We start from the raw sequence: 22875 nt of genomic DNA, 5'->3' as shown, positions 1-22875 counted from the left end.
TAATTACTCATCAGCTGATAATTCCAACAATTCCAGTGCAGCTTTGATATCTTCTAGAATCGAACACCAGCGCTGATATTGCTGATGCTTGTAAAATATGAAGTATTCAATTTCTTGAAGTGTCTGATAAGCAGGGGTTGGATTATTCCAAAAATTTGCTTGAACAATTACTTGATCTAAATATTTAATTCTTGCAGTCAAATATTGGAGGTCAAATACAATTTTCAGCCTTCCCCAGGATATTCGACAACTTTTCTACTTCACTTTTGATGTTTAACAGTTCGAGCATAGTTTTGCTCACTTGAGGCTGAAATTATCTATATATTCTACTATTAAAACGATAAAAAACCGTGGTTGCTAAAAACTTAACCACGGTTTTTGCTTTATAAAACTTTACTTTTGTTAGTGCCTACAGGTAATTAATCACGACCATTGATGGCAATTAGCAACCGCAAGATAAAGACGAACAAGTTGATGTAGGTAAGGTACATCGACAAAGCAGCAGGCAGATACTGGTCATCGCTGTAAGTGCGGGGCAAGATGTAAAAATCGACGACAGAAACGCCAACAAACAGAAACACTCCCAAACCGGAGATGGCGATTTCTAACCAATTTGGCGCGTAAACACCAAACATGGCAAACCCGAATTGGGCCAGACACACAACCACCAAAGCAATAACGCCGAGATTGATGGTTTTCGTCAAAGCCATGCCGTCTTGTTCAGAGAGATTTGAACCTATTTGACGGGCAGCAATAAAGGTGACACCACAACCAAGGGCAGCTAACCCAATGCCTTGAATGCCAACACCTTGGGATCTCAAAGCAACAAATACCAAACCACTGAGAGTATATCCAGACAAGAGGCTGTAGGTTGCCAACAGAGGTAGTGCAAGTCCCTTGTTACCTTTTTGGGCAACATTTTGGGCAACAAAGAACAAAATTAACTCCAGAATCACTGCACCAATGAAGGTGGGAAAGAATATTCCGGGGTTAGTACGGATTACTCCCAAACCGCCGTAGGTTCCTAATGCCGTTAGCACCAATCCACCACCGACGTAGGGGAGGGCGTTGGCAATCACGTTTGGGCCAACCAGGGCGTGAGATTTAGCCTCACGGATAGCTTCACGAAAATTACTGGTATTGCTCATATTGAAAAACTGTTTTTTAGGAAAACGTTCTGCTTATTTCTATTCTTACCAAGATTTAGGGCGATAAACCAGGAAAGAGTTACGCAAGGAGGAGACAACTAAACAAAAAAGATTATGTAAAGTTGAAATTTTTATCTGAAAAACAAAATAACCTGCAACAGAGAGGTAAGGAAAATCATGCGTACAAATACTGAATTGTGGAGTGTGACCCCTGATAAGTTCAGTGAAACGACGATGGCTTATTCAGCATTGACTAAGGAAAATAATGACAGCTTAGAAGAAAATATACGCAGCTCCATTTTCTCAGGAATAGGAGTTACAACAAAGGAATGTATATGGCAACAAGTGAGTCCTCTTTACGAACTGATGGTATAGAATTATTACACTTGTACCACCAGAATCCTTCTATTAAACTTCGTAATAAACTTGTACAGTTACATACTGGCTTAGTGCGGAAGATGGCTCATAAGTTCAGCCATCAATGTAATGAACCTTATGAAGATTTAGAACAAATCGGTTATTTTGGTTTAATTAGGGCAATTGAGCGGTTCGACCCTAGCCAAGGATATGCTTTTAGTTCCTTTGCTGTGCCATATATTCGAGGTGAGATGCTGCACTTTTTACGCGATCGCAGTACTCTATTAAAAATTCCTCGTCGTTGGCAAGAACTGTACAATGAAGGACAAAAGATTCGCAAGGACTTAGCAATGTCTTTAGGTCGCCAGCCCAAGGATGCTGAAATTGCTAAACAACTTCGGGTATCTGTGCAAGAATGGCAAGAAACCAAGTTAGCTGCTCAAAACCGTATGCCTTTGAGTTTAGATGCAACCGCAGTTAACTATGTTGATTGTCAAATAACCTTGGGTGAAGCACTTCCTTGTCCTCGTTCTCATGTTCTTCTGCAACAAGAAGAAGAACGGCAACAACTCCAAGGCGCAATAAATATGTTGGAAGAAAAGCCCCGCATGGCAGTTGAAATGGTATTTTTGAAGGAACTTTCTCGCAAAGATGCTGCTAAAAATATTGGCACTAGTCCAATGACGGTAACGCGGTATCTGCAAAAGGGAATTCAAGATTTGATTTGCTATTTGCAACCGCAGGTAATGCCAACAGGGTCTTAGTCGTGCTGAGTCAAAAATCCAATGACCAATGACCAATAACTAATGACTAATGACTAATTATCGAGATTTTAAATCAGCGATCACACCTTTGGTCATAGCAGCAATAGCTTGATCTGTCGCTTTCGGCAAATGATAATATTTACCGCCTGCTGTTTGCGATAATTCTTTGGCAAAGCCCGTGGACACAAATTTACTTTCCGTATCAATTACTAATAGTTGCATCCCCAAAGCCCGGATTCTCGCAGCAATTTCTAATAATTCTCCTTTGATATCTGGCTTTTCTCCTGGTTCTAGCTGTTCACCTAAAGAACGCGCTAAGGGAATATTACCGCGTCCATCGGTGATTGCTACAAGCACAACTTGCCCAATATCTCCGCTCATCTGGGCATTTAAGCCGACACGCACAGCTTGGGTTAAACCATGCGCTAAGGGCGAACCCCCACCACAGGGCAACCTTTCCAAACGGTTACGCGCCAAAGCAATAGAACGTGTTGGAGGCAATAATACCTCTGCCTGTTCTCCTCGGAAGGGAATCAATGCTATTTGGTCGCGGTTTTGATAAGCTTCTGTCAACAGTTGCATCACCGCACCTTTAGCCGATTGCATTCGATTCAGGGCCATTGAGCCAGAAGCATCTACCACAAATACTACCAACGCCCCCGCTTTACGTACCAGGCGTTTCGAGCGAATATCAGCCTGTTCAACAATAACTTTTCTATCTGGGTGTCTTTCTCTTCGGGCTTTTTGATAAGGAGCCGCAGCTCTCAGGGTAGCATCTACTGCAATGCGTCGCGCTTTCCCCTTGGGTAACATGGGCTTAATGTAGCGTCCTCTGTCATCGGAAAAGATGACACTGCGACTACCAGATTTACCTTGCCGCTTCGCCATTTGAGTAAAATACAGCACGCTGTCATCAAGAATTACCCCTTCCGGATCAAAAATGAATTCTTCCGGGATGCTGGGGGGTTCTTGCTCCTGATTTTCTTCCTGTTCTTCTTGTTCTTCCTCTTCTGACTCGTCTGGGGGTTCTTCTTGATTCTGTGGTGGGGGTGGAGGGGGTGGCGGTGGTTGTTCAGGTGGCGGTGTCTGCACGATTGTGGCTCGTGGTACAATCACCAGTTCTACAGCACGGCGCAAATCTTCGGCATTGACTGTTGTTCGTCCTTCCAAAGCCGCCGCCGCCTTAGCAACCCGCACAGCAAATAACTCGGCGCGATGTCCCTGAACTTTGCCGCGAATCGCCTCATCTACTAAGTAGGCAATTTGTTCATGGGTGATGGTTACTTCTTTTAACCATTCCCGTGCCAAGATGATTTGGGTTTTCAGGGCGTCTAAGTCTTCGTTGTACTGCTGAAGAAAGTCTTGGGGAGATTTAGAATAGGCGATCGCAATCTCAACTGCTGCTACTCTTTGATCTAAGCCGAGTACACCGTCAGCAGAGAGTGCGATCGCAATTCTATCTAGCAAATGCTCCCGTAATCCGCCTTCTTCTGGGTTATAGGTGGCAATAAATAAAGATTTACACGGATGCTGAAAACTTATCCCTTCCCGTTCAATTTGGTTGCGTCCCTCAGATAATACTGTTAGAAGCTGATTTGATATTTGGTCATCTAATAAATTAATTTCATCTACGTACAGTACGCCTCGGTTTGCTGTAGCGAGTAACCCAGGCTGAAAAATAGTATCACCTTGTTTTACCGACTTTTCCACATCCACTGAACCGAGAAGTCGGTCTTCGGTGATACCCAGAGGAATTTGCAAAAAAGGCGCGGGAATAATTTCGACAGGAACATCTTGAATGTCTTTGTCTGCGTACTCCGCCAAAAGTTGATCATCCCATTCTTCTGGGTGGTTGGGGTCACAATTACTGATTGAGCCTTTGACAACTTCAATGGGCGGTAGTAGAGCGTGGATAGCACGAGCCATCACAGATTTTGCCGTACCGCGACGACCTGCGATCGCTACTCCCCCCAAACTAGGATCAACTGCGGCTAACAGCAAAGCTAATTTAATGGCTTCTTGACCGACTACGGCTGTTAAAGGAAAGGCAGTGATAGTAGAGTTGATAGGGGTCGCAGGCATGGTTGGCTTTCATAGCGAGTCTCGGCCTTTAGCATACCAATTTCTGACACATTTAGAATATAAAGGCGATGGCGTAAGCGATCGCATTTCCTTTGAGAGGAGAATTTATGAGTATTGCTCAGGCTAAACGCTTCACACTAGCTGAATACCACAGGCTTGGAGAATTGGGCTTTTTTCATGAAGATGACCACATTGAATTAATCAACGGGGAAATTATTGAAATGGCATCCAAAGGTACAGCCCATGAAACTTGTTTGCGAAATTTGTTGCGGGAACTTCCAAAACTTGTAGGTGAGCGAGCAACTTTGCAATCTCAAGCTCCGATTGCTTTGCCACCTAATAGCGAACCTGAACCAGATTTTGCTATTCTTCAAAACCGAGATGATAATTATCTTTCTGGTCATCCTCAATCTGCTGATGTGTTATTGGTGATGGAGGTTTCAGATTCTTCATTGGTTTATGACCAAGATGTAAAAATACCTCTCTATGCTAAAGCAGGTATTACTGATTATTGGATATTCAATTTATTCGATAATTATTTGGAAGTTTATAGTGAACCATATCAAGACAATCAAGGTAAATATGGCTATTTAAATAAGCGAATTGTCTTATCAAATCATGTAATAATATTTCCTTGCTTCTCTGATTTATCTCTTGATTTAGTTAGGGTGTTTCCGCCCAAGCTGAATTTTTAAACTTTGCTATAGTAATGAGATAGGATTCAGTCATAAGACTGAGGAGTAAGTTTTATGGCTTATAGTGATTTTAAACTTATTGAAGTTCTTGATTCTTTTGGGTTAGTTATCTACGAGTCATCAGGACTATTTGCAAATGTACAGGAGCAAGAATGTAGTGATTTATTATCTACTATTCTTAGAGAAAATGTTGATTTGGCAGTAGCGATAAGTTCAGAAAAAGCTCGGAGTGAAATGATAATAAGTCCAATTTTATTAGAAATAAGACGTAAATTCAATTATGAAATAAGCTTTTTTTCTGGAGTTGATTTTACTGTTGATAGCCAACGAGGACTAAATGGCTTTTGTGATTTTATTTTGAGTCTTTCTTCGGAGCAGCTGCTTGTACGTAGTCCGGTGATTGTCCTAGTAGAAAGTAAAAATGAGAATTTAAGGTCTGGTTTAGCACAATGTATTGCCGAAATGGTAGCTGCCCAGTTATTTAACGAGAGAGATGGAAATCAAATTAAAGCTATATATGGTGCTGTTACTATCGGTACTATATGGCAATTTCTCAAGCTTGAAGGCAATGTAGTTTCGATTGATTTGAGTGAATATTATATTAAGGATATTAAGAAAATTTTAGGTATTTTATATAGTGCGATCGCGCAAAGTAAACCGTAAATTATTTATGATCTAGAAGATTTTTTAAATAAATGCTGGTTTTGAGAGAATATCACAGATGATTCTTAAACTTGATAGATGTCAGGCGATGTCTGACGACAAGCCGCTACGCATCTAGGCTTTGACGAATCTTCATAAATAACTATATTGACAATCCAGCATTATTTATACTAAGGTTGTATCCAAGACAGCAAAATAACCGCCCTCTAAAGCGCAGATTTTTGGTGTTGTCTCAGCAGCAGAATTCCTAGTTTCCTGCCGAGCTTCGTGTCATCCCTTCGACTGAGTATTCAGCCCAATGTCTAGTCAACTGATTGACTAGACTTTCAACGGGAAGATAAGATGTTTGGGTGGATTTTCAGGGGAAAGGATGACGCGAAACTTGGTAGGAAGCCAGGAATTCTACGGCTGAGACTTGAACCAAACAAAAGCGACGGTAGATAGCTTTATTGCAGGAAGTACTTTTTGAGTACAAATTCTTCGTATAAAGCCTTACTATTGCTAGATGTGTGATTTGTTGAAGCTGTCCAGTAAATAAAGATACAATCTGGACGAACTAAAATGACAGACATTTGTATAGCTTCAAATAAACAAACCAGTCAGAAGCAGCTCAAGGTTTTCATCTATTGCGATTATCAGAATGCTAAGTTAAACCTGGAACAAGCCAAACTATTACTGGTCTTTGCCAAATCCAAAGGACGTTTAATTGGCAAAAACATCTATTACAATTCACAGTGCAAAAACCAAGCTGCTGGAAAGAATAATCTAGATAGTGTTGGTTATACCTGCTTTGATGTTCCTTGCCCTCTCAAGAATAGTGCAGACAATCAATTGATAGCTGACTGCCTAGAAGATATTCACAGTAATATATCTCCAGATATAGTAATCCTTATATCAGGAGATGGAGACTTTGTAAAATTGGTTCATAATTTGCAAAAATTGGGTAAACAGGTCATCATCTTTGCTCAAGTCGGTAATGTAAAACAGAAGCTTAAAGAACTTGCCGATAAATTTTACTTTATAGACAAGTTATCTGAGTTAGTTGAAAATAATACTCAGTTTAAAACCACTTCACTGGATGCAAAAATTAATTACAATGAGGCTATAGAATGTTTGACTAAAGCTATCACAACTACTTTAAGTCAAGGCAAACGTACAGAATTTTGCTACATTGACAAATTGATGCGTCAGCATTGTGTTAATTATCAAGGGTTTTCCTCAATACATACACCTGATGGCAAGAAGTTTAAAAGCTTTGGTCAGTTTGTTGATGCTGCTGTCAGGGATGCTAAAGTCCAAAGGCAAGGTCAGGAATTGTTTTTAATTGAGTTAGACAAACTAGCTGCATAAAATAACTTTTAAAAACCCAGTTTTCTACTAAACTAGGTTTTATAAAAACCGCTATTTGCGGTTTTTTCATGTTTAAAGACAATAGCACTTGTAAAGTTTCCCAGCAGTCAATTTCCACAATAATACACAAGATAAAATGCACAAAGTTCTAATATTCCATGATGAAAAACTTCTCCGACAAGCGCTTACTCACCGTTCTTATGTCAATGAAAACCCAGGAGAAGGCGAACATAATGAACGCCTAGAGTTTCTCGGTGATGCTTTGCTGAACTTCTTAAGTGGCGAGTATCTATATAGTTGTCATCGAGAAATGGGAGAAGATGAATTAACACGGCGGCGTTCGGCGCTGGTAGATGAGAAGCAATTGGCAAAGTTCGCTGAGGAGGTAGGTTTAGACTTTAGAATGCGGTTAGGAAAAGGCGCAATTCGAGATGGAGGCTACCAAAATCCTAATCTGCTCAGTAGCACTTTTGAAGCAGTCCTTGGTGCTTACTATTTGGATAATGATTCTAATATTGAAGCAGTTCGCGCAATTATAGAACCGCTATTTGATTCTGTAGATCCTAAGCATATAATTGTGTCTCGTTCTAATGTAGACTCAAAAAATCGCTTTCAAGAATGGGTGCAACGCAACGTTACTTCAACTCCCCCCAAATATTTCACAGAACAAATAGGTGGCCCTTCTCACGCGCCAGAATTCATTGCAAAAGTATTGGTAGATGGAAAAATTTACGGCGAAGGTAAGGGACGCAATAAAAAGGATGCTGAGAAAGCTGCTGCTGAAGATGCGTTAGCTGATTTGAAAAGAAAAGATTTGTTGTAAAAATGTTTTTTGATTTCACGCAGAGGCGTAGAGAAGAATTTTACGTCTTGGCGCGAAATCAACTCTCTATTTGCAAGGGCAAAATTACAGTGAAAGTAGAACCAACTCCCACTTCGGATACTAAGTTAATTGTACCTTGTAGTAATTTCACCAAGCGAGAGACGATCGCTAACCCCAATCCAGTACTATCAGGAAGATAGGGACGATCGCTAGCACTGACGCGAAAGTAGGGTTCAAATATCTGGGCTTGGTTTTCGGGTGCAATACCAATTCCTGTGTCAGAAACTGTGATCGCCCATCCCTGGTTCTCCAACACCTGACACATTATAATAATAGTCCCCGACTCTGTATAGCGAATCGCATTACTAATAAGATTTGTGACAATCTGTTGGAATTGAAAACAATCTGTGACTAATTCTTTGGGAGCGCGATCGCAATCTACTACAATTTTTAAATTTTTTCCAGTAGCTAAAGGTTCCAACATTTCATACACATTATTAATTAATTCACGCACATTGGTGGGTGCTAGTTGGAGTTTTATCTGCCCTGCTTCATACCGCGAAAGTTCTAATACATCATTAATCAGGTGGAGTAATTGTCTACCATTGCGTAGGACGCGCTCAATATGTTCTAAGTTGACAGAAGTGTCTTTTAGCCGAGTCTTTCGTCGTTGTTGGCGTAAAAACAAATCTGAATAACCAATAATAGAAGTTAGAGGATGTTTCAGTTCATGGGCTAGTTGGGAAAGATATTCTTGATTAGCGCTAATTAAACGTGTGAGTTCCTGATTATGGAGTGTTAATGATGACTGCAACTGCTGTAATTCTCGCAACCGCTCCTCAACATAACTCTTGAAACACCGAGCGATCGCTTCATCTATGATAGCATCAATCAAACGCATAGAACGAACTATCTCTACAGGTATTCCATTCAATAAATCTGCTTGTAGAGCATCAAATATTACTGTTCGCAGCAGATGATATTCTCTAGCAATTTCTGCTGGATCAAAGCCTTGTTCGGCTCGAATAGTTCCATGCTGAAAACTGGCAGTAACTATTGACTGAATATCATTATCCTGAGATTTTGAAAGCACCGTTACCATTGCTTTTAAAACATCGGGGATGTGATCCTTTACCGCTGTGTAAGATAAGTCAGCAGCACTTTCAATCCGTCTATCTTCACGAACTGCTGCAATCCATTTATCTATGATAGTGTCCGTTTTTTCAGCCAGTACTTGACTAAAATCCATTTTCTTAAATTCAGCTAGGAGATAGATGAATAAACTTCCATATCCAATTAGTTTAGCGAGTGCAATCAGCATTTACCACATTTAGCAATATAGTTCACCTACCAAAAGAAATAGATTTTATCTGTTCTTTGATTTACTTGATCAACTATGCGTATGTCAAATTTGTAAAGAATAATCTCATGTTTATTAACAAATGTTAATCAAGTAGGTAACAAACTTGATGCTTGACTCGAGTATTGTTGTTTAGCTATCTGTGCAATAGACTTGTCCATAAATTTATAACTCAGTCTGTACAAGGGTTTTAAAGGTTGACTAGATATCTTCATTCAACGTAACAATAAGAGTTTGGCATAGTTGATGCAGGAGACTGAAGAGACGACATTATTCAATGTTCCGATCTTATCGGTGTCCAAGGCTGGTACTGCTCGGACTTTTTGTACTTGTACTTAAATCTGTTGAGGTCGTAAATGATATTTCAACTAAATTTGGCTGCGATCACTGCGATCGCAGGACAAGCCACTTGGAAAAAGGCAAAACCTGTCATCCTTAGAAATGTCTTCTTTATCTTAAATCCCTTTTACCAAAGAAGCCTATTTCTGTAATTGGTCACTCAGGTTGTGGGAAATCAACTCTACTAAAGATAGTAGCTGGTTTAGAAAAAGCCACTTCCGGCTCAGTCCGGCTAGATGGACAAGAAATTCGTCAGTCAGGAGCCAAACGGATGATGGTATTTCAGAACTATTCACTGTTACCTTGATTAACAGTGCGAGGGTTAACAGTGCGAGAAAATATCCGTTTAGCCGTGGATGAAGTGTTAAAAAATGCTAAGAGATCTGAAAAAATTAGCATTGTAAATCAGCACTTGGCAATGGTAAACTTGACGGCGGCGGCTGACAAATATCCTGATAAAATTTCTGGAGGTATGAAACAACGAGTAGGTATTGCCAGAGCTTTAGCAATTTATCCCAAAATGTTGCTGATGGATGAACCTTTTGGGGCACAATATGCACTAACTCGTCGCAAATTGGAGCAGCAAGTATTGGATATTTGGGAAAATCATCGGCAAGCAGTGATGATGATTACCCACGATGTAGATGAAGCAATTTCATATGTCTGATCGCATCGTCTTGATGACCAATGGTCAGGCTACTAGTATCGGGGAGATATTGGAAGTTCCTTTTGAGGCTCCATGCTTTAGCGTACTCCTACGGGGAAGCAAGCTACGCAAAGCGTCTTGGTCAGGAGAAGCTCCTCTGAAAGAGGCTCGCGCCGCCATGCGAAACTCAAAAGAATATTTTGAACTCCGCAACCACGCCCTAAATTTCCTTGATCGATATTTTGCCCAAGACGAGTAAATTAGATTATCATTTTTTTTAGTGGGTAGCCTAATTCAAATTCATGAAAGCTGGATTTGGAACGGAGGAACCAATGTTTGGGGCTAATCTTACGAGAGACACCTTCCAGTCTTAGCCCGTCAGCTAACTCCGTAGGCAATGGAAGGAACCCCCAAGACTTTGGCTGTAATACAGTTATTATTGGGGTTTCCTTGACTGATTTCAGATTTTAAATTTTGGTTGTGTTCACTCAATCTAAAATCCAAAATCGTTCGACTGAGCGTAGCCGAAGTCCAAAATCCAAAATTTGTCGCCCTGCTTCTCATTGTTAATTCATTTCATTGGGAGAAGTAAAGCTGTGCAAATCAAGCCAATGTTAGCACGTCTGCAAAGTGCCACAGGTCGAAATGACTTAATTGAACAAATGGTACTGTTGCCAGAACCAAAAAAACCTTTTTCTAAAAAACCTCAAATAGAAAAAGCAGTTAACTTAATTGTTGCCTATGACGCATCTCCTAATAGTCATACGGCACTAGACATTGCCTTTTGGATTGCCCATCAAACGCGTTTAGCCACTAATGTACAAGTCACAGTTCAAGCCGTTTATGTGGTAGAACACAATCAAAGCAGCCAGCATTCAAACATCTTGAGCCTTCCAATACAACAGCCTCCATTGGAATGTCAAGTCAGTGAAGTATCAAAGTCTGTCACACAGGTATTAACTCAACCCAAATTGCAGACAGTGGTAACTCCCCTGCAACAAGCAGATATAATTCTCTGGCAAGCCCGAAGTCTGGCTGAAGAATGGCAGGGTTCCTTCAAATCTCATTTGCGGTTTGGCTGCATTTCCACAGAACTTAACAAAGTTGTTAAATCAGAAGCTGCTGATATTCTGTTTGTAGGTTGCAACTGTGTCAATCATCCGATGATTGAGGCACTAGGTTCTAATTTCCCCTGTGCTGTTTTGGGCATTCCTAGTTGTATTGATGAATAATTGCTGTTCAGAATTTTAGTAATTTTTATCAAAATCTAATCAAAATAAGTCACCTAATTTTAGGTGACTTTTCCAAAATCTAGTAGCTTTTTAGGTGTTTAATTTCTAGTAGCCAATCAAATGTAAAACGTCGCGCAGGACGCTATAACCTGCTAAATCCCAAAGTAAATAGGCAAGAAAGCCAATAGCTGCCAAGCGACCATTCCAAATTTCAGCTTGAGGAGTCAAGCCAAACAGAAAAGCATTGCGATCTACACCGTTGTATTCTGTTGCAACAGGTGGTAAATCAGTAGAAGACCGAGTTTCTTGAGTTGCCATTTTTTTCTCCAAAATTTAGTAGCTTTTCAGGTGTTTAATTGCTATCTAGTAGCCAATCAAATGTAAAACGTCACGCAGAACGCTATAACCAGCTAAATCCCAAAGTAAATAGGCAACAAAGCCAATAGCTGCCAAGCGACCATTCCAGATTTCAGCTTGAGGAGTAAAGCCAAAAAGAAAAGCATTGCGATCTATGCCGTTGTATTCTGTTGCAACAGGTGGTAAATCAGTAGAAGGACGAGTTTCTTTAGTTGCCATTTTTTTCTCCAAAATTTAGTAGCTTTTCAGGTGTTTACTTATCTAGTAGCCAATCAGATATAAAACGTCGCGTAGGACGCTATAAGCGGCTAAATCTCAAAGCAAATAGGCAAGAAAGCCAATGATTGCTAAACGACAGTTTCAGATTTCGGCTTGATTTGTCTAGCCAAACAGAAAATCATTGCGATCGCAACCATTACCTTCTGCTGCAATTATTGACAAATCTCTGTCTGGAAGAACAAGTTGCCATCTTTGTTATCTTTAACAATTCGTTTGTTAACTTTAATGTAGCTATTAATAACTAAACTGCTTTCTGCCTGTAGGCACAAACTACAGGTACATAATCAACAACATATTGTGCAGACAAATCCACCCTGAGAGGGTGATAAAAATCAAAATATAAAGAAATGTAACTTTTGAGTAATTAAACTATAATTGAATTGCAGAAAAATCAATCGTTGTGATTAAGCAATTAAAATTAAAAAGTGGCAGCCAAGAATTAGCTAGCTTTTTAAGTTCATACTGAACATTTTTACAGTTAGATAATAAAAGTTATATCTTTTGCTGGATATAGTTTTCAGTCTTTGGAGAGATGCTTTAAACAGCTAAATTCCACGATTGTGAGCTAAACAGAGTTAGGTATTGCCATAGGTACAGACATAATCGATACTAAGAGTTGCTTCTCAAGAAAATCTTATTTCCCCAAATTTAAACTTAGTAGAAGGAAATACAATGTTCCAAAGTACGGAAATTATGGTGGGACTCTACAAACCACTATTGTGGTTAGCACAGGTTCCAGTAGAATCCTCAAACGTCACGCCAGCACAGGCATCGGTTCTCACTTCCGGGCCACGCTTTTTTGTGGCTTTAATCTCCGGCGTGATTTTAGCCTTTGCTTTCCAATTAGTTCTAACTAATCTCTCCCTTGCAGCCGGTATTTCCTACCTGGGGCACTCATCTGACTCGGATTCCGATTCTGGGGAAGTCGGAAGTTTGGGCGGCAGCATTCGCAAAATCGGCACGTTGGTGGGGATTTGGACGTTAGTCACTGTGACGATCGCCTTATTAATCGCTTCTTTTCTGGCGGTGAAATTGAGCCTTGTAATCTTAGACCCAGTATTGGGAGCGATTCTCGGCTTGGTAATTTGGGGTGCTTACTTTTTGCTCCTCGTTTGGGTAAGTTCCACCACCGTAGGTTCCCTAATTGGCTCAGTCGTCAATACGGCAACTTCTGGGTTTCAGGCGATTATGGGGACAGCTACCGCCGCACTGGGCGCAAAAGCTGTGAATAACCAAGTTGTAGCGACAGCTGAAGCTGCGGCTAGCGCGATCCGTCGGGAACTAGGGAGCGCCATTGACCCTACAAGTATCCGGGAGAACATAGAGGATTACTTAGAAAAGCTCCGTCCCCCAGAGCTAGATTTGTCGAAAATTCGCAGTGACTTTGAAAATTTACTCAACGACCCGCAATTAAAAGCGATCGCTGGGACTTCAGACATCCGCAACATCGACCGCCAAAAGTTTATCGAGTTAGTTAGCAGTCGCACCGACCTTTCCAAAAAAGACGTTAGCCGCATTGCTGATACGTTGTATAAAGTTTGGCAGCAAGTGGTGAGTCAGCAATCACCCACCCCAGACGGTCTGGCTGAGTTAATGGATTATCTGAAATCAGTTCCAGCAGGACAAAGCAAGACTGATGAACTCAACGCCAAGCTGGATCGGTTAGTAGCAGAAACGCGTGATTCTAAACAAGCTGACCAAAAGGCGGCTCCAGGGCTAATTCAAAGTACACTTCAGCAAGGACTATCTGCCTTAACTGCCACCGTGTTGGGACGGACAGATTTGCCTGATTTGGATGTGGAAAAAATCTTGGGTAGCCTCACCACTGCCAAAGATAAAGTCACTCAACAAGCCGATAAGCTAGGGTTGCCAACACCTTCACAGCCCTATAGCCCAATTCGGGCTGATGTCGAAAACTACCTGCATAATACTTATGCTTGGCAACTGAGTCCGGAAAAAATTGCTCAGGAATTTCGTGATGTCATCTACGACCCAGCAGCTGACTCAGGAATAGTCAAGAGAGAAGTAGAACGACTATCCCGCAACGATTTCGTTAACATCCTGCAACAGCGGGGACTACTTACCCAAGCCCAAATTCAGCGGACTGCAAATCAGCTAGAAGCTGTCCGCAGAGAGGTGCTGGTGACAGTGACAGCTGTTGAAGAAAGAGAGATAGTCCAAGACTTGCAACGTGCAGTGGAAAGTTATCTACTCGTTACCCCGAAAGCAGATTTGACAGCTGAAGGCATTGAGCAGAATTTTAAACCACTGTTGCAAGACCCAGAGGCAGATTATGAAACTTTAGTATTGCGACTGGCGCAGGTTGAACGCCAGGAAATGCGGGAGATATTGCTGCAACGTAATGATGTCCAGCTATATGAAGTAGACAGCATTCTGGACGAGTTGGAAAAACAACGCGATCGCGTCTTGGTAGAATCCAAAGGATTAGCAGAACAGGCACAATATCAAGCAGAAACCCTGTGGCTAAATGTAGAATCATATCTGCGTAATACAGGCAAAGCAGAACTGAATCCTGATGCCATCCGCGCGGAGTTCAAAAAGCTACTGGAAGATCCCCAAGCTGGAATTAGCTCAATTCGGGCACGCTTGTCTCGCTTTGACCGCGATACCTTGGTGCAATTGTTGAGTCAGCGGGAAGATTTGAGTGAAGATCAAGTCAATCAAATCATCAATTCTGTTGAGGAGTCGTGGCATAATATCCGCCACACACCCCAAGCTGTAGTGGATAAAGCCAAAGAGCAATACGACTCTGTTACCACCACGATCGCAGATTATCTGCGGAATACTGGTAAACAAGAACTGAATCCAGAAGGTATCCAGCGAGATTTGACCAGATTGTTTGAAAATCCTAAGGAGGGAGCTGTGGCACTGCGCCGTCGGTTGTCTCAGGTAGACCGAGATACACTGGTGAAGTTGCTTAGTCAACGCCAAGACTTAAGTGAAGAACAAGTCAATGAAATCATTGATTCTACACAAAATTCAATTCGCAACTTTGTACGTGCGCCTCGTCGCCTAGCTAGCCGAACACAGCAAAGAATAGAAACATTTAAAGGTAATCTGGAAGAGTATTTGCGGCAAACTGGCAAAGAAGAACTCAACCCAGAAGGTATCAAGCGCGACTTGCAATTATTATTGCACGATCCGCGAGTTGGGGTGGAAACTTTTAGCGAGCGCCTTTCCCATTTTGACCGTTCTACCATCATCGCCCTGCTGAAAATTCGGGAAGATATTTCCGATGAGGAAGCGGCACGGATTGCCGATAACATTGTGTCCGTAAGGGAGCAATTTGTAGAACAAGTGCGGAACATCCAACGAGGCATTCAAGATGCAATTGAGGGAGTTTTCAGCCGCATCCGTAACTATCTTAACTCTCTGGATCGCCCGGAACTTAACTATGATAGTATAAAACGCGATATTCGCACAGTTTTCGACGATCCTCAGGCGGGGTTTGATGCGCTACGTGATCGCCTATCTTCTTTTGATCGTGAGACCCTAGTGGCAATTATGAGTTCTCGTGAGGACATCTCCGAGGCAGATGCCAACGGCATCATCGACCAAATTGAACGGGCCCGCAACACAGTATTGCAACGTGCAGAACGCATACAGCAAGAAGCACAACGCCGGCTAGAACAGGTGAAACATCAAGCACAGCGGCAAGCAGAAGAAACCCGCAAAGCCGCAGCTACAGCCGCTTGGTGGCTATTTGCCACAGCATCCGTTTCCGCGATTTTTTCTGCATTAGGAGGAGCGATCGCTGCAAAGCCGTAGTTTAACAAGTTTTCTCCGCTAACTTTTAAGCCTCCCGGGATGGGAGGCTTTTCTATGTTCCGCAGACTTACACGCCATGCTGCTTAAACCATGCCAGGAGACGTTTCCAACCTTCCTTAGCTTCTTTCTCGCGGTAGGAGGGGCGATAATCTGCAAAAAAAGCGTGGGGTGCATCAGGGTAGACAATAATTTCAGATTTGCTGCTGCTAGACTTTAAGCGATCGCGCATCTGCTCTACTGTATCGAGGGGAATACTCGGATCTTTCCCACCATAGAGTCCGAGAACTGGGACTGTCAGTTTTGAGGCGATATCGATGGGATACTTGGGCTGAAGTTCGGTAGCATCGCCCACGAGTCGTCCATACCAAGCCACACCCGCCTTCACCTTAGGATTGTGGGCTGCATATAACCAGATAATCCGCCCACCCCAGCAGAAGCCTGTAATTGCCAATTTATCGGCATTACCTTTGGCTGATTTCACTGCCCAGTTTATCGTTGCATCAAGATCGGATAACACTTGGGCATCTGGCACTTTGGCTACAATTGGGCGAATTTGATCTACGCTGCTTAACTTCGAGACATCGCCTTGACGGATGAATAATTCCGGTGCGATCGCCAAGTACCCCAACTTGGCAAAGCGACGAGTGATATCTTGAATATGCTCGTGTACACCAAAGATTTCTTGGATCACCAGAACAATAGGGAAATTTTCACCCCTTGCAGGTGCTGCTCTATAGGCAGGAATTTCCCCATCTTTAACAGGAATTTTCACCGCACCAGCTACCAATCCCTTGGCATCGGTGGTGATGACTTCGGCTGAAATGGGTTGTACTGCGAGGGCAAAACCCGTCGCCACGGTGGCTGTTGCAATAAATTTGCGGCGTGTTATTTCTTTGATCATCTCTACCTTGAATTGGCGAAAACTTTTATTCTTTGTTATACGTACAGTACTACAATGCAAATACTACAATTTATGAATCAGTTTACCGTAATGTTAGCTTCGTTTACTGTCCAAGTGTTCTTTCTCTGTAGCTGTTGTCAGGGAAAAGTTGGACGTATTGGCAAATAAAAGCCACGCGACTAAACAATTTTCTGTGCTGAGTTCCCTTATAATTAGGTTCCTGTATGGTCAAATGCGCGGTAGGGTAGGTGTACAAATTTTACAGTCGAAAAAAGTGCTTCTATCTCAACCCCAACAAGCATTTCACCCCACTAATGCCCAATTTTTATCCGCGCAATCTTTGAAATGTTTACAATAAGTAGGTTTCAGCCTTCAGCCTTTCCCGACACTCTTTCCAAACGAATTCTCTAATGCTATGATTGCTCTTGAATCGCGCAACCGCACCTTGAAAACTGAATATAGCTTGACTTTCAGGCTCCCGCCATTGCAATCCATTAAAATCCCTATTAGGGATTGAAACTGTATTTGCTCCCAATCCATACTTTTTCCCCTTTGATTGCAATCCATTAAAATCCCTATTAGGGATTGAAACAAGATTGGGGCTACTGATGAACCAAGGGGAATTAAGATTGCAATCCATTAAAATCCCTATTAGGGATTGAAACCCTTCTGCCCATATGCTTCACTAAGCGCATATTTAAATTGCAATCCATTAAAATCCCTATTAGGGATTGAAACCCACCTTGCCTTGGTGGGGATTGGTACTCTTTTATTGCAATCCATTAAAATCCCTATTAGGGATTGAAACTATTACAAAAATGTTACTCAAAAAGATAGGGTATTGAATTGCAATCCATTAAAATCCCTATTAGGGATTGAAACATATTTTCAGTATAAGCCCCATTAGGGATATTCCCATTGCAATCCATTAAAATCCCTATTAGGGATTGAAACGCGGGCTATTGAAGAGGAACGGCAAAGGATTGAGCGATTGCAATCCATTAAAATCCCTATTAGGGATTGAAACTCTCATTAGTGCAAACTTCGCTGTAATCACTAATATATTGCAATCCATTAAAATCCCTATTAGGGATTGAAACAGCTCTCTTTCAAAATTACAACCTTACGAAGGAGGATTGCAATCCATTAAAATCCCTATTAGGGATTGAAACACGACGCGCCACGGACGGTCACTAGGAGGAATGCGGATGAGATTGCAATCCATTAAAATCCCTATTAAGGATTGAAACCTCTAATTGATCCAGGGATAGCGAATAGCGCGATCGCAATTGCAATCCATTAAAATCCCTATTAGGGATTGAAACCTTGCATACTAGGGTTGTAGTCCCGCTTATGCGGCATTGCAATCCATTAAAATCCCTATTAGGGATTGAAACTAGATAAATCTATTAAAAGCGAAGGATATAACTTAATATTGCAATCCATTAAAATCCCTATTAGGGATTGAAATCAAATACACTGAAGAAAAATAGTTTTTACCAGTAAATGAAAATAAAACTTCCAGAAAAGCTTCCATAATTCTGAGAAGTGACACCATTTCGATTAGTACCTGTGTAAGAAAATTGTCCTGGTTTGATTCTGATGGTGACTTTTCCACCTTGCTTGGTAGAAATTAATCCAGCATGTACAGCAGCACTGCAAATAGATGAATCATCGGTATAAATATCGGTTCCCCAGATACTACCTACGCGACCATCAGGAAAACAACGATATGTAAAATCGGGACTTCCAAATAAAAAAATATTCCATCGCTCTGAGGCTTATAGCTCAAGTCTTCTAAAGAAAACTGAGTAAAGGTTGTAGTCCACTTGAGTGGACTTATGCTATTAGCCAAGAAATTTATTTCTTAGCGGAATATTGGACAGGTGCAAGATAAAACTAAAGCGTATCTTTCACTTCTTCGCCTGTATCACTTGCAAACTACCACCTGCATACAAAGTTGGCTCACTCGCTTCAAACCCAGTCTCAGTTAACAATGCAGCCAAATCAGTTTTCAACAATTGCCAAGCTGTTTCCGTCTCAAACAACAACAAAAACACTGAGACCCCAGGCCAAAATATCGGATTCGTCGGAGCATGAAAATCCACTAGCGTAAATATCCCTCCTGGTTTCAGTACCCGATAAACTTCATTAATAATTTTTCGCAATTGCTGAGGCTGCATCTCGTGTAATGCGACGCTAGTATGCACCACATCAAACAGATTATCTGCAAATGGCATCTTCTCAGCAAAAGCTTCTACATAAGAAGCTGATGGTACATTTTGCCGCGCCCGTTGCAAAGACTTAGGTGAAGCGTCCAATCCTGTTACATTTTGTGAAAACTTTACCAAAAATTGCGTCGTTTGACCACTGCCGCAACATAAATCTAAGACCTGAGTATCTGAGTGAATTGTTAAGCCTTGCAAAGCAAGTTGCCGAAAACGGGCTTCACCACCTACACTTAAGGCTGCTAAACGTGAAATACCATCATACAGCCACTGATAGCGGTAACTCCAATCCCTTAAAATTGTCGCCATTGCATATTTCCTTGCTATTTAGCTTTATATTTAATAAAGATATATTGTTAACATTAGTAAAAAACCTGAAAAGATTGGGGGAAAGTAACTGCTATGGGTCGTGTAGGCGTTTTATTACTCAATCTCGGTGGCCCCGATAAGCTAGAGGATGTCGGGCCGTTTTTGTATAACCTATTTTCCGATCCGGAAATTATTCGCCTACCGTTTCGCTGGTTGCAAAAGCCCCTAGCCTGGTTTATTGCCACGCGACGAACCAGAACATCTGAAGGAAACTATAAGCAAATTGGTGGTGGTTCCCCACTGCGGCAGATCACAGAAGCACAAGGAGAAGCCCTAAAGGAACAGTTGGGTTATTTGGGACAAGAAGCCAATATTTACGTGGGAATGCGTTATTGGCATCCCTATACAGAAGAAGCGATCGCACGGATCACTCAAGATAATATAGAAGACCTGGTAATCTTACCATTATATCCCCAGTTTTCTATCAGTACCAGTGGTTCCAGCTTCCGGCTTTTAGAAAAGCTTTGGCAAGAAGACCCAAAACTTCAACGCATTGATTACACCGTCATTCCTTCTTGGTACAAACAACCAGGCTACCTTCAAGCAATGGCTGAACTTGTAGCTCAAGAACTCGATCAGTTTCCTAATCCAGACGAAGTTCATATTTTTTTTAGCGCTCACGGCGTTCCTAAAAGCTACGTTGAAGAGGCTGGCGACCCCTACCAGCAAGAAATTGAGGAATGTACAGCCCTGATTATGGAGACCCTCAATCGGCCCAATGTCCACACCTTAGCTTATCAAAGTCGCGTCGGCCCAGTAGAATGGCTCCAACCCTATACTGAGGATGCCCTCAAAAAACTAGGTGCAGAAGGCGTGAAAGATTTGGTTGTCGTACCTATCAGTTTTGTCTCCGAGCATATTGAGACACTACAAGAAATTGATATTGAGTATCGCGAAGTAGCCGAAGAATCAGGAATTCATAATTTCCGTCGCGTTCCTGCTCCCAATACCCATCCGGTATTTATTAATGCACTGGCAGACCTAGTGATTGATGCGCTGAAAAACCCCAGTTTTAAGCTTTCGCAAGCTGCTCAAATGAAAAAAAGGGTGAAAATGTATCCCCAAGAGCGTTGGGAATGGGGTATGACTACTAGTGCTGAAGTATGGAATGGTCGGATTGCCATGTTGGGCTTCATTGCCTTAATCATCGAGCTGATTACTGGTCACGGCTTCTTGCATATGATTGGACTTTTGCAGTAAATGAAAGGAGTTAGGAGTTAAGAGTTAAAAGTTGGAGTTAAGCTGTTCCACAAAAACCAAAGTATATATTGGACGCTCGTGTCGCCCACCCCACAAGAAATGTACAATTTCAGATTATGCAAACTAGATGTGGTTTAGCTTAGGAGTTTTAAATTTTTTCCTTAACTCTTTACTCTTAACTTCTATCTTCATTCTTAACTTCTCACTTTTAACTCCTAACTTTTCTGCCAATACCAGTCATACCACTGCTTGGCGCTACCAACTGCAAACCAGAGCAGTATTAAAGCAATTAATCCTCCTTGCCAGGGAGCATCAAAGGCAAAAAGTACTAGAGCAATACATAAGGTATCTTGAAGAAAGACTGCCCACAACGGTAAGCCACGTAATCGATAGAACCAACCAACTTGAACTAGCTGGAGTACCAAAGCTAACAGACCGCCAATTAAGGCAATCAGCCAGTTTGGCGTTGCTGTTACGGTAGCTACTGCTAACCCCATAATTGCTCCCACGCCGGGAGACATTAATAACTGAACTAGTTGTAGCAATCTTTGCCCCCATAACTTTTTTGAGGCTAATAATTCAATTAACGACCAACAGATGAGGCAGCTTAATAATATTGGTGGAGAAATGTGAGATAAAATTGGAACTTGCGACCACAAGTCACTACCCTGCAACAATCCAATGATCAGCAGAGGTGTACCTATTCTTATTCCTGCTGCCGCAGAAGCTGAAAGTGTGGCTAGGATTTCAATCATCAAGGCACTCGAAACACTAATAAATAGGTAGAGATTTGTTATTTATACTACCCAGGGCTGGCAAAAATTCCAGCACCAAACTGACAGTCTTCAGCAATGCAATATTAAATATTTTTGGTATCTTTATATATTCTTTTTTGACAACATTTGCGTATTTGTTGAGTAACAGGTTAGTAGTAAGCGCTTGGGCGCTCACTACAAGCAAATTAATCCTAAATACCCAACCTTTGGTAAACCTCTTCTAAATGTTGGAGATGCTGCTGGGGGTCAAAACATACCTCTAGTTCTGCTGGAGACAACTTTTGGGTAACACGAGAGTCTTTGCTAATTAAGTCGTGAAAATTGCCTTCTGGCTTATTCCAAGCAGCATGAGCGTTTTCTTGAACGATCGCATAAGCCTCCTCGCGCTTGCTTCCCTTGTCTATTAAAGCAAGTAGCACTTTTTGGCTGAACACAACGCCGCCGTAACAGTTGAGATTTCGTTCCATGTTCTCAGGATAGACCAACAGGTTTTTCACCAAATCGGTTATTTCTACCAACATAAAATGCGTCAAAGTACAAGCATCTGGCAAAATTACCCGTTCTACAGAACTATGGGAAATGTCCCTTTCATGCCAAAGAGCAATGTTTTCTAAGGCTGCACCAGCATGACTTCTGACGAGTCGCGCCATTCCCGTCAGCCGTTCCGAACGGATGGGATTGCGCTTGTGTGGCATTGCCGAGGAACCTTTTTGACCTTTGGCGAAGAATTCTTCAACTTCCAGAACGTCTGTTTTTTGCAGATTGCGAATTTCTACAGCAAAACGTTCGATGGATGCCGCTACCAAAGCTAATTGTTGCACATAGTCGGCGTGGCGATCGCGGGAAATAACTTGCGTTGAGGCTGTATCGGGTTTGAGTCCGAGTTTTTGGCAAGCGATCGCTTCTACCCGCGGTTCAACATTCGCATAGGTTCCTACTGCACCAGAAATCTTACCCACGGCAATAGTTTGGTGGAGTATTCTCAAGCGTTCTTGGTGTCGCAACACCTCTGCTAACCAACCAGCTAGCTTGAAACCAAAAGTAATCGGTTCAGCGTGAATACCATGCGATCGACCAGCCATCACTGTATGACGATGTTCCTGTGCTTTTTGGCGAATTACCTGAATCAATTCTTCCAGACGTTGCAATAATATATCCAGGCTGGCAACCAATTGCAGTGCTAAAGCTGTATCCAAAACATCCGAACTAGTTAAACCCAGGTGAATGTAGCGTCCGGCATCACCTACATATTCGTTGACATTTGTCAAGAAAGCGATGACATCGTGGCGGACTACAGCCTCAATCTCTAGTACCCTATCGGGGTCAAAATCTGCCTTGGCCTTAATTTCCTCAACCGCCTGAGATGGAATATAACCCAATTCAGCTTGAGCTTCACAAACAGCAATTTCGACTTGCAGCCAAGTTTTTAGCTTATAGGCTTCACTCCAGAGATTAGCCATTTCGGGCAAAGTATAACGCTCAATCACAATTCGGCACAGAATACAACCGTCATATTT

At 41.9% G+C, this 22875-nt stretch carries 19 protein-coding genes, 2 pseudogenes, 1 CRISPR repeat array and 1 riboswitch; of the genes and pseudogenes, 10 read left to right on the top strand and 11 right to left on the bottom strand.

The window, feature by feature from the left end:
- Window positions 1-3 precede the first annotated feature (3 nt).
- Window positions 4-201, bottom strand: coding sequence for a hypothetical protein (locus tag V7L29_RS02535; protein WP_334734424.1), 198 nt, complete (start codon window positions 199-201; stop codon window positions 4-6).
- A 218-nt stretch (window positions 202-419) separates the two neighbouring features.
- On the bottom strand, window positions 420-1148 hold the full coding sequence (locus V7L29_RS02530; RefSeq protein ID WP_334734423.1) for a Bax inhibitor-1/YccA family protein: 729 nt from the start codon (window positions 1146-1148) through the stop codon (window positions 420-422).
- Between the two features lie 335 nt (window positions 1149-1483).
- On the opposite strand from V7L29_RS02530, the gene V7L29_RS02525 reads away from it, so the two are divergent.
- Complete coding sequence (locus V7L29_RS02525) at window positions 1484-2269, top strand: RNA polymerase sigma factor SigF (RefSeq protein WP_334691345.1); 786 nt, start codon at window positions 1484-1486, stop codon at window positions 2267-2269.
- A 57-nt stretch (window positions 2270-2326) separates the two neighbouring features.
- Here the strand turns inward: V7L29_RS02525 and bchD are convergent, their stop codons facing one another.
- Window positions 2327-4351, bottom strand: coding sequence for a magnesium chelatase ATPase subunit D (gene bchD, locus V7L29_RS02520; RefSeq protein WP_334734422.1), 2025 nt, complete (start codon window positions 4349-4351; stop codon window positions 2327-2329).
- Between the two features lie 107 nt (window positions 4352-4458).
- Between bchD and V7L29_RS02515 the strand changes: the two genes are divergently transcribed.
- From V7L29_RS02515 to rnc, 4 genes are all read left to right on the top strand, one after another.
- Window positions 4459-5046: a Uma2 family endonuclease gene (locus tag V7L29_RS02515; protein WP_334734421.1), complete on the top strand. Its 588-nt coding sequence runs from the start codon at window positions 4459-4461 to the stop codon at window positions 5044-5046.
- A 54-nt stretch (window positions 5047-5100) separates the two neighbouring features.
- Complete coding sequence (locus V7L29_RS02510) at window positions 5101-5709, top strand: hypothetical protein (RefSeq protein WP_334734420.1); 609 nt, start codon at window positions 5101-5103, stop codon at window positions 5707-5709.
- A gap of 561 nt (window positions 5710-6270) precedes the next feature.
- Window positions 6271-7059 carry an NYN domain-containing protein gene (locus V7L29_RS02505; protein WP_334734419.1) on the top strand — a complete coding sequence of 263 codons (789 nt, stop codon included), beginning with the start codon at window positions 6271-6273 and terminating at the stop codon, window positions 7057-7059.
- Window positions 7060-7195: 136 nt separating this feature from the next.
- On the top strand, window positions 7196-7882 hold the full coding sequence (rnc, locus tag V7L29_RS02500; RefSeq protein WP_334691350.1) for a ribonuclease III: 687 nt from the start codon (window positions 7196-7198) through the stop codon (window positions 7880-7882).
- Between the two features lie 58 nt (window positions 7883-7940).
- Here rnc and V7L29_RS02495 read toward each other — a convergent pair whose 3' ends face one another.
- Window positions 7941-9131, bottom strand: coding sequence for a sensor histidine kinase (locus V7L29_RS02495; protein WP_334734418.1), 1191 nt, complete (start codon window positions 9129-9131; stop codon window positions 7941-7943).
- A gap of 467 nt (window positions 9132-9598) precedes the next feature.
- Between V7L29_RS02495 and V7L29_RS02490 the strand changes: the two are divergent.
- The 3 genes and pseudogenes from V7L29_RS02490 to V7L29_RS02480 all read left to right on the top strand — a co-directional run.
- A pseudogene (locus V7L29_RS02490) lies at window positions 9599-9688 on the top strand (nitrate ABC transporter permease); the annotation flags it as partial.
- Window positions 9689-9723: 35 nt separating this feature from the next.
- Window positions 9724-10486, top strand: a pseudogene (locus V7L29_RS02485) (ATP-binding cassette domain-containing protein).
- A 17-nt stretch (window positions 10487-10503) separates the two neighbouring features.
- Window positions 10504-10639: riboswitch (cyclic di-AMP (ydaO/yuaA leader) on the top strand.
- 199 nt (window positions 10640-10838) lie between these two features.
- A complete protein-coding gene (locus tag V7L29_RS02480) occupies window positions 10839-11459 on the top strand; it encodes a universal stress protein (RefSeq protein ID WP_334734484.1) in 621 nt (206 codons plus the stop codon).
- Between the two features lie 105 nt (window positions 11460-11564).
- Here the strand turns inward: V7L29_RS02480 and V7L29_RS02475 are convergent, their stop codons facing one another.
- Complete coding sequence (locus tag V7L29_RS02475; protein WP_334734417.1) at window positions 11565-11777, bottom strand: high light inducible protein; 213 nt, start codon at window positions 11775-11777, stop codon at window positions 11565-11567.
- A gap of 45 nt (window positions 11778-11822) precedes the next feature.
- Window positions 11823-12035: a high light inducible protein gene (locus V7L29_RS02470; RefSeq protein WP_334691352.1), complete on the bottom strand. Its 213-nt coding sequence runs from the start codon at window positions 12033-12035 to the stop codon at window positions 11823-11825.
- 732 nt (window positions 12036-12767) lie between these two features.
- Here V7L29_RS02470 and V7L29_RS02460 point away from each other — a divergent pair.
- Window positions 12768-15884: an MFS transporter gene (locus V7L29_RS02460; RefSeq protein ID WP_334734416.1), complete on the top strand. Its 3117-nt coding sequence runs from the start codon at window positions 12768-12770 to the stop codon at window positions 15882-15884.
- 67 nt (window positions 15885-15951) lie between these two features.
- Here V7L29_RS02460 and V7L29_RS02455 read toward each other — a convergent pair whose 3' ends face one another.
- The 3 genes from V7L29_RS02455 to V7L29_RS02450 form a co-directional block, all read right to left on the bottom strand.
- Complete coding sequence (locus V7L29_RS02455) at window positions 15952-16782, bottom strand: dienelactone hydrolase family protein (RefSeq protein ID WP_334691361.1); 831 nt, start codon at window positions 16780-16782, stop codon at window positions 15952-15954.
- A 486-nt stretch (window positions 16783-17268) separates the two neighbouring features.
- Window positions 17269-18256: a CRISPR direct-repeat array (repeat unit 37 nt; unit sequence ATTGCAATCCATTAAAATCCCTATTAGGGATTGAAAC).
- Window positions 18257-18281: 25 nt separating this feature from the next.
- On the bottom strand, window positions 18282-18548 hold the full coding sequence (locus V7L29_RS35360; RefSeq protein WP_442944117.1) for an LCCL domain-containing protein: 267 nt from the start codon (window positions 18546-18548) through the stop codon (window positions 18282-18284).
- A 150-nt stretch (window positions 18549-18698) separates the two neighbouring features.
- The gene (locus tag V7L29_RS02450) at window positions 18699-19322 is read right to left on the bottom strand and encodes a class I SAM-dependent methyltransferase (protein ID WP_334734415.1); all 624 of its coding nucleotides are present in this window, start codon (window positions 19320-19322) and stop codon (window positions 18699-18701) included.
- 93 nt (window positions 19323-19415) lie between these two features.
- Here V7L29_RS02450 and hemH point away from each other — a divergent pair, with 93 nt between their 5' ends.
- Window positions 19416-20582, top strand: a complete 1167-nt coding sequence (hemH, locus tag V7L29_RS02445; RefSeq protein WP_334691355.1) for a ferrochelatase — start codon at window positions 19416-19418, stop codon at window positions 20580-20582.
- 215 nt (window positions 20583-20797) lie between these two features.
- Here the strand turns inward: hemH and V7L29_RS02440 are convergent, their stop codons facing one another.
- Both V7L29_RS02440 and purB read right to left on the bottom strand, forming a co-directional pair.
- Complete coding sequence (locus V7L29_RS02440) at window positions 20798-21337, bottom strand: DUF4126 domain-containing protein (RefSeq protein ID WP_334734414.1); 540 nt, start codon at window positions 21335-21337, stop codon at window positions 20798-20800.
- A gap of 212 nt (window positions 21338-21549) precedes the next feature.
- Window positions 21550-22845, bottom strand: coding sequence for an adenylosuccinate lyase (purB, locus tag V7L29_RS02435; RefSeq protein ID WP_334692272.1), 1296 nt, complete (start codon window positions 22843-22845; stop codon window positions 21550-21552).
- Window positions 22846-22875: the final 30 nt, after the last annotated feature.

The sequence above is a fragment of the Nostoc sp. genome (genome assembly GCF_036916575.1).
Classification (GTDB): domain Bacteria; phylum Cyanobacteriota; class Cyanobacteriia; order Cyanobacteriales; family Nostocaceae; genus Nostoc.
This window is presented reverse-complemented; position numbering and strand designations above follow the sequence as displayed.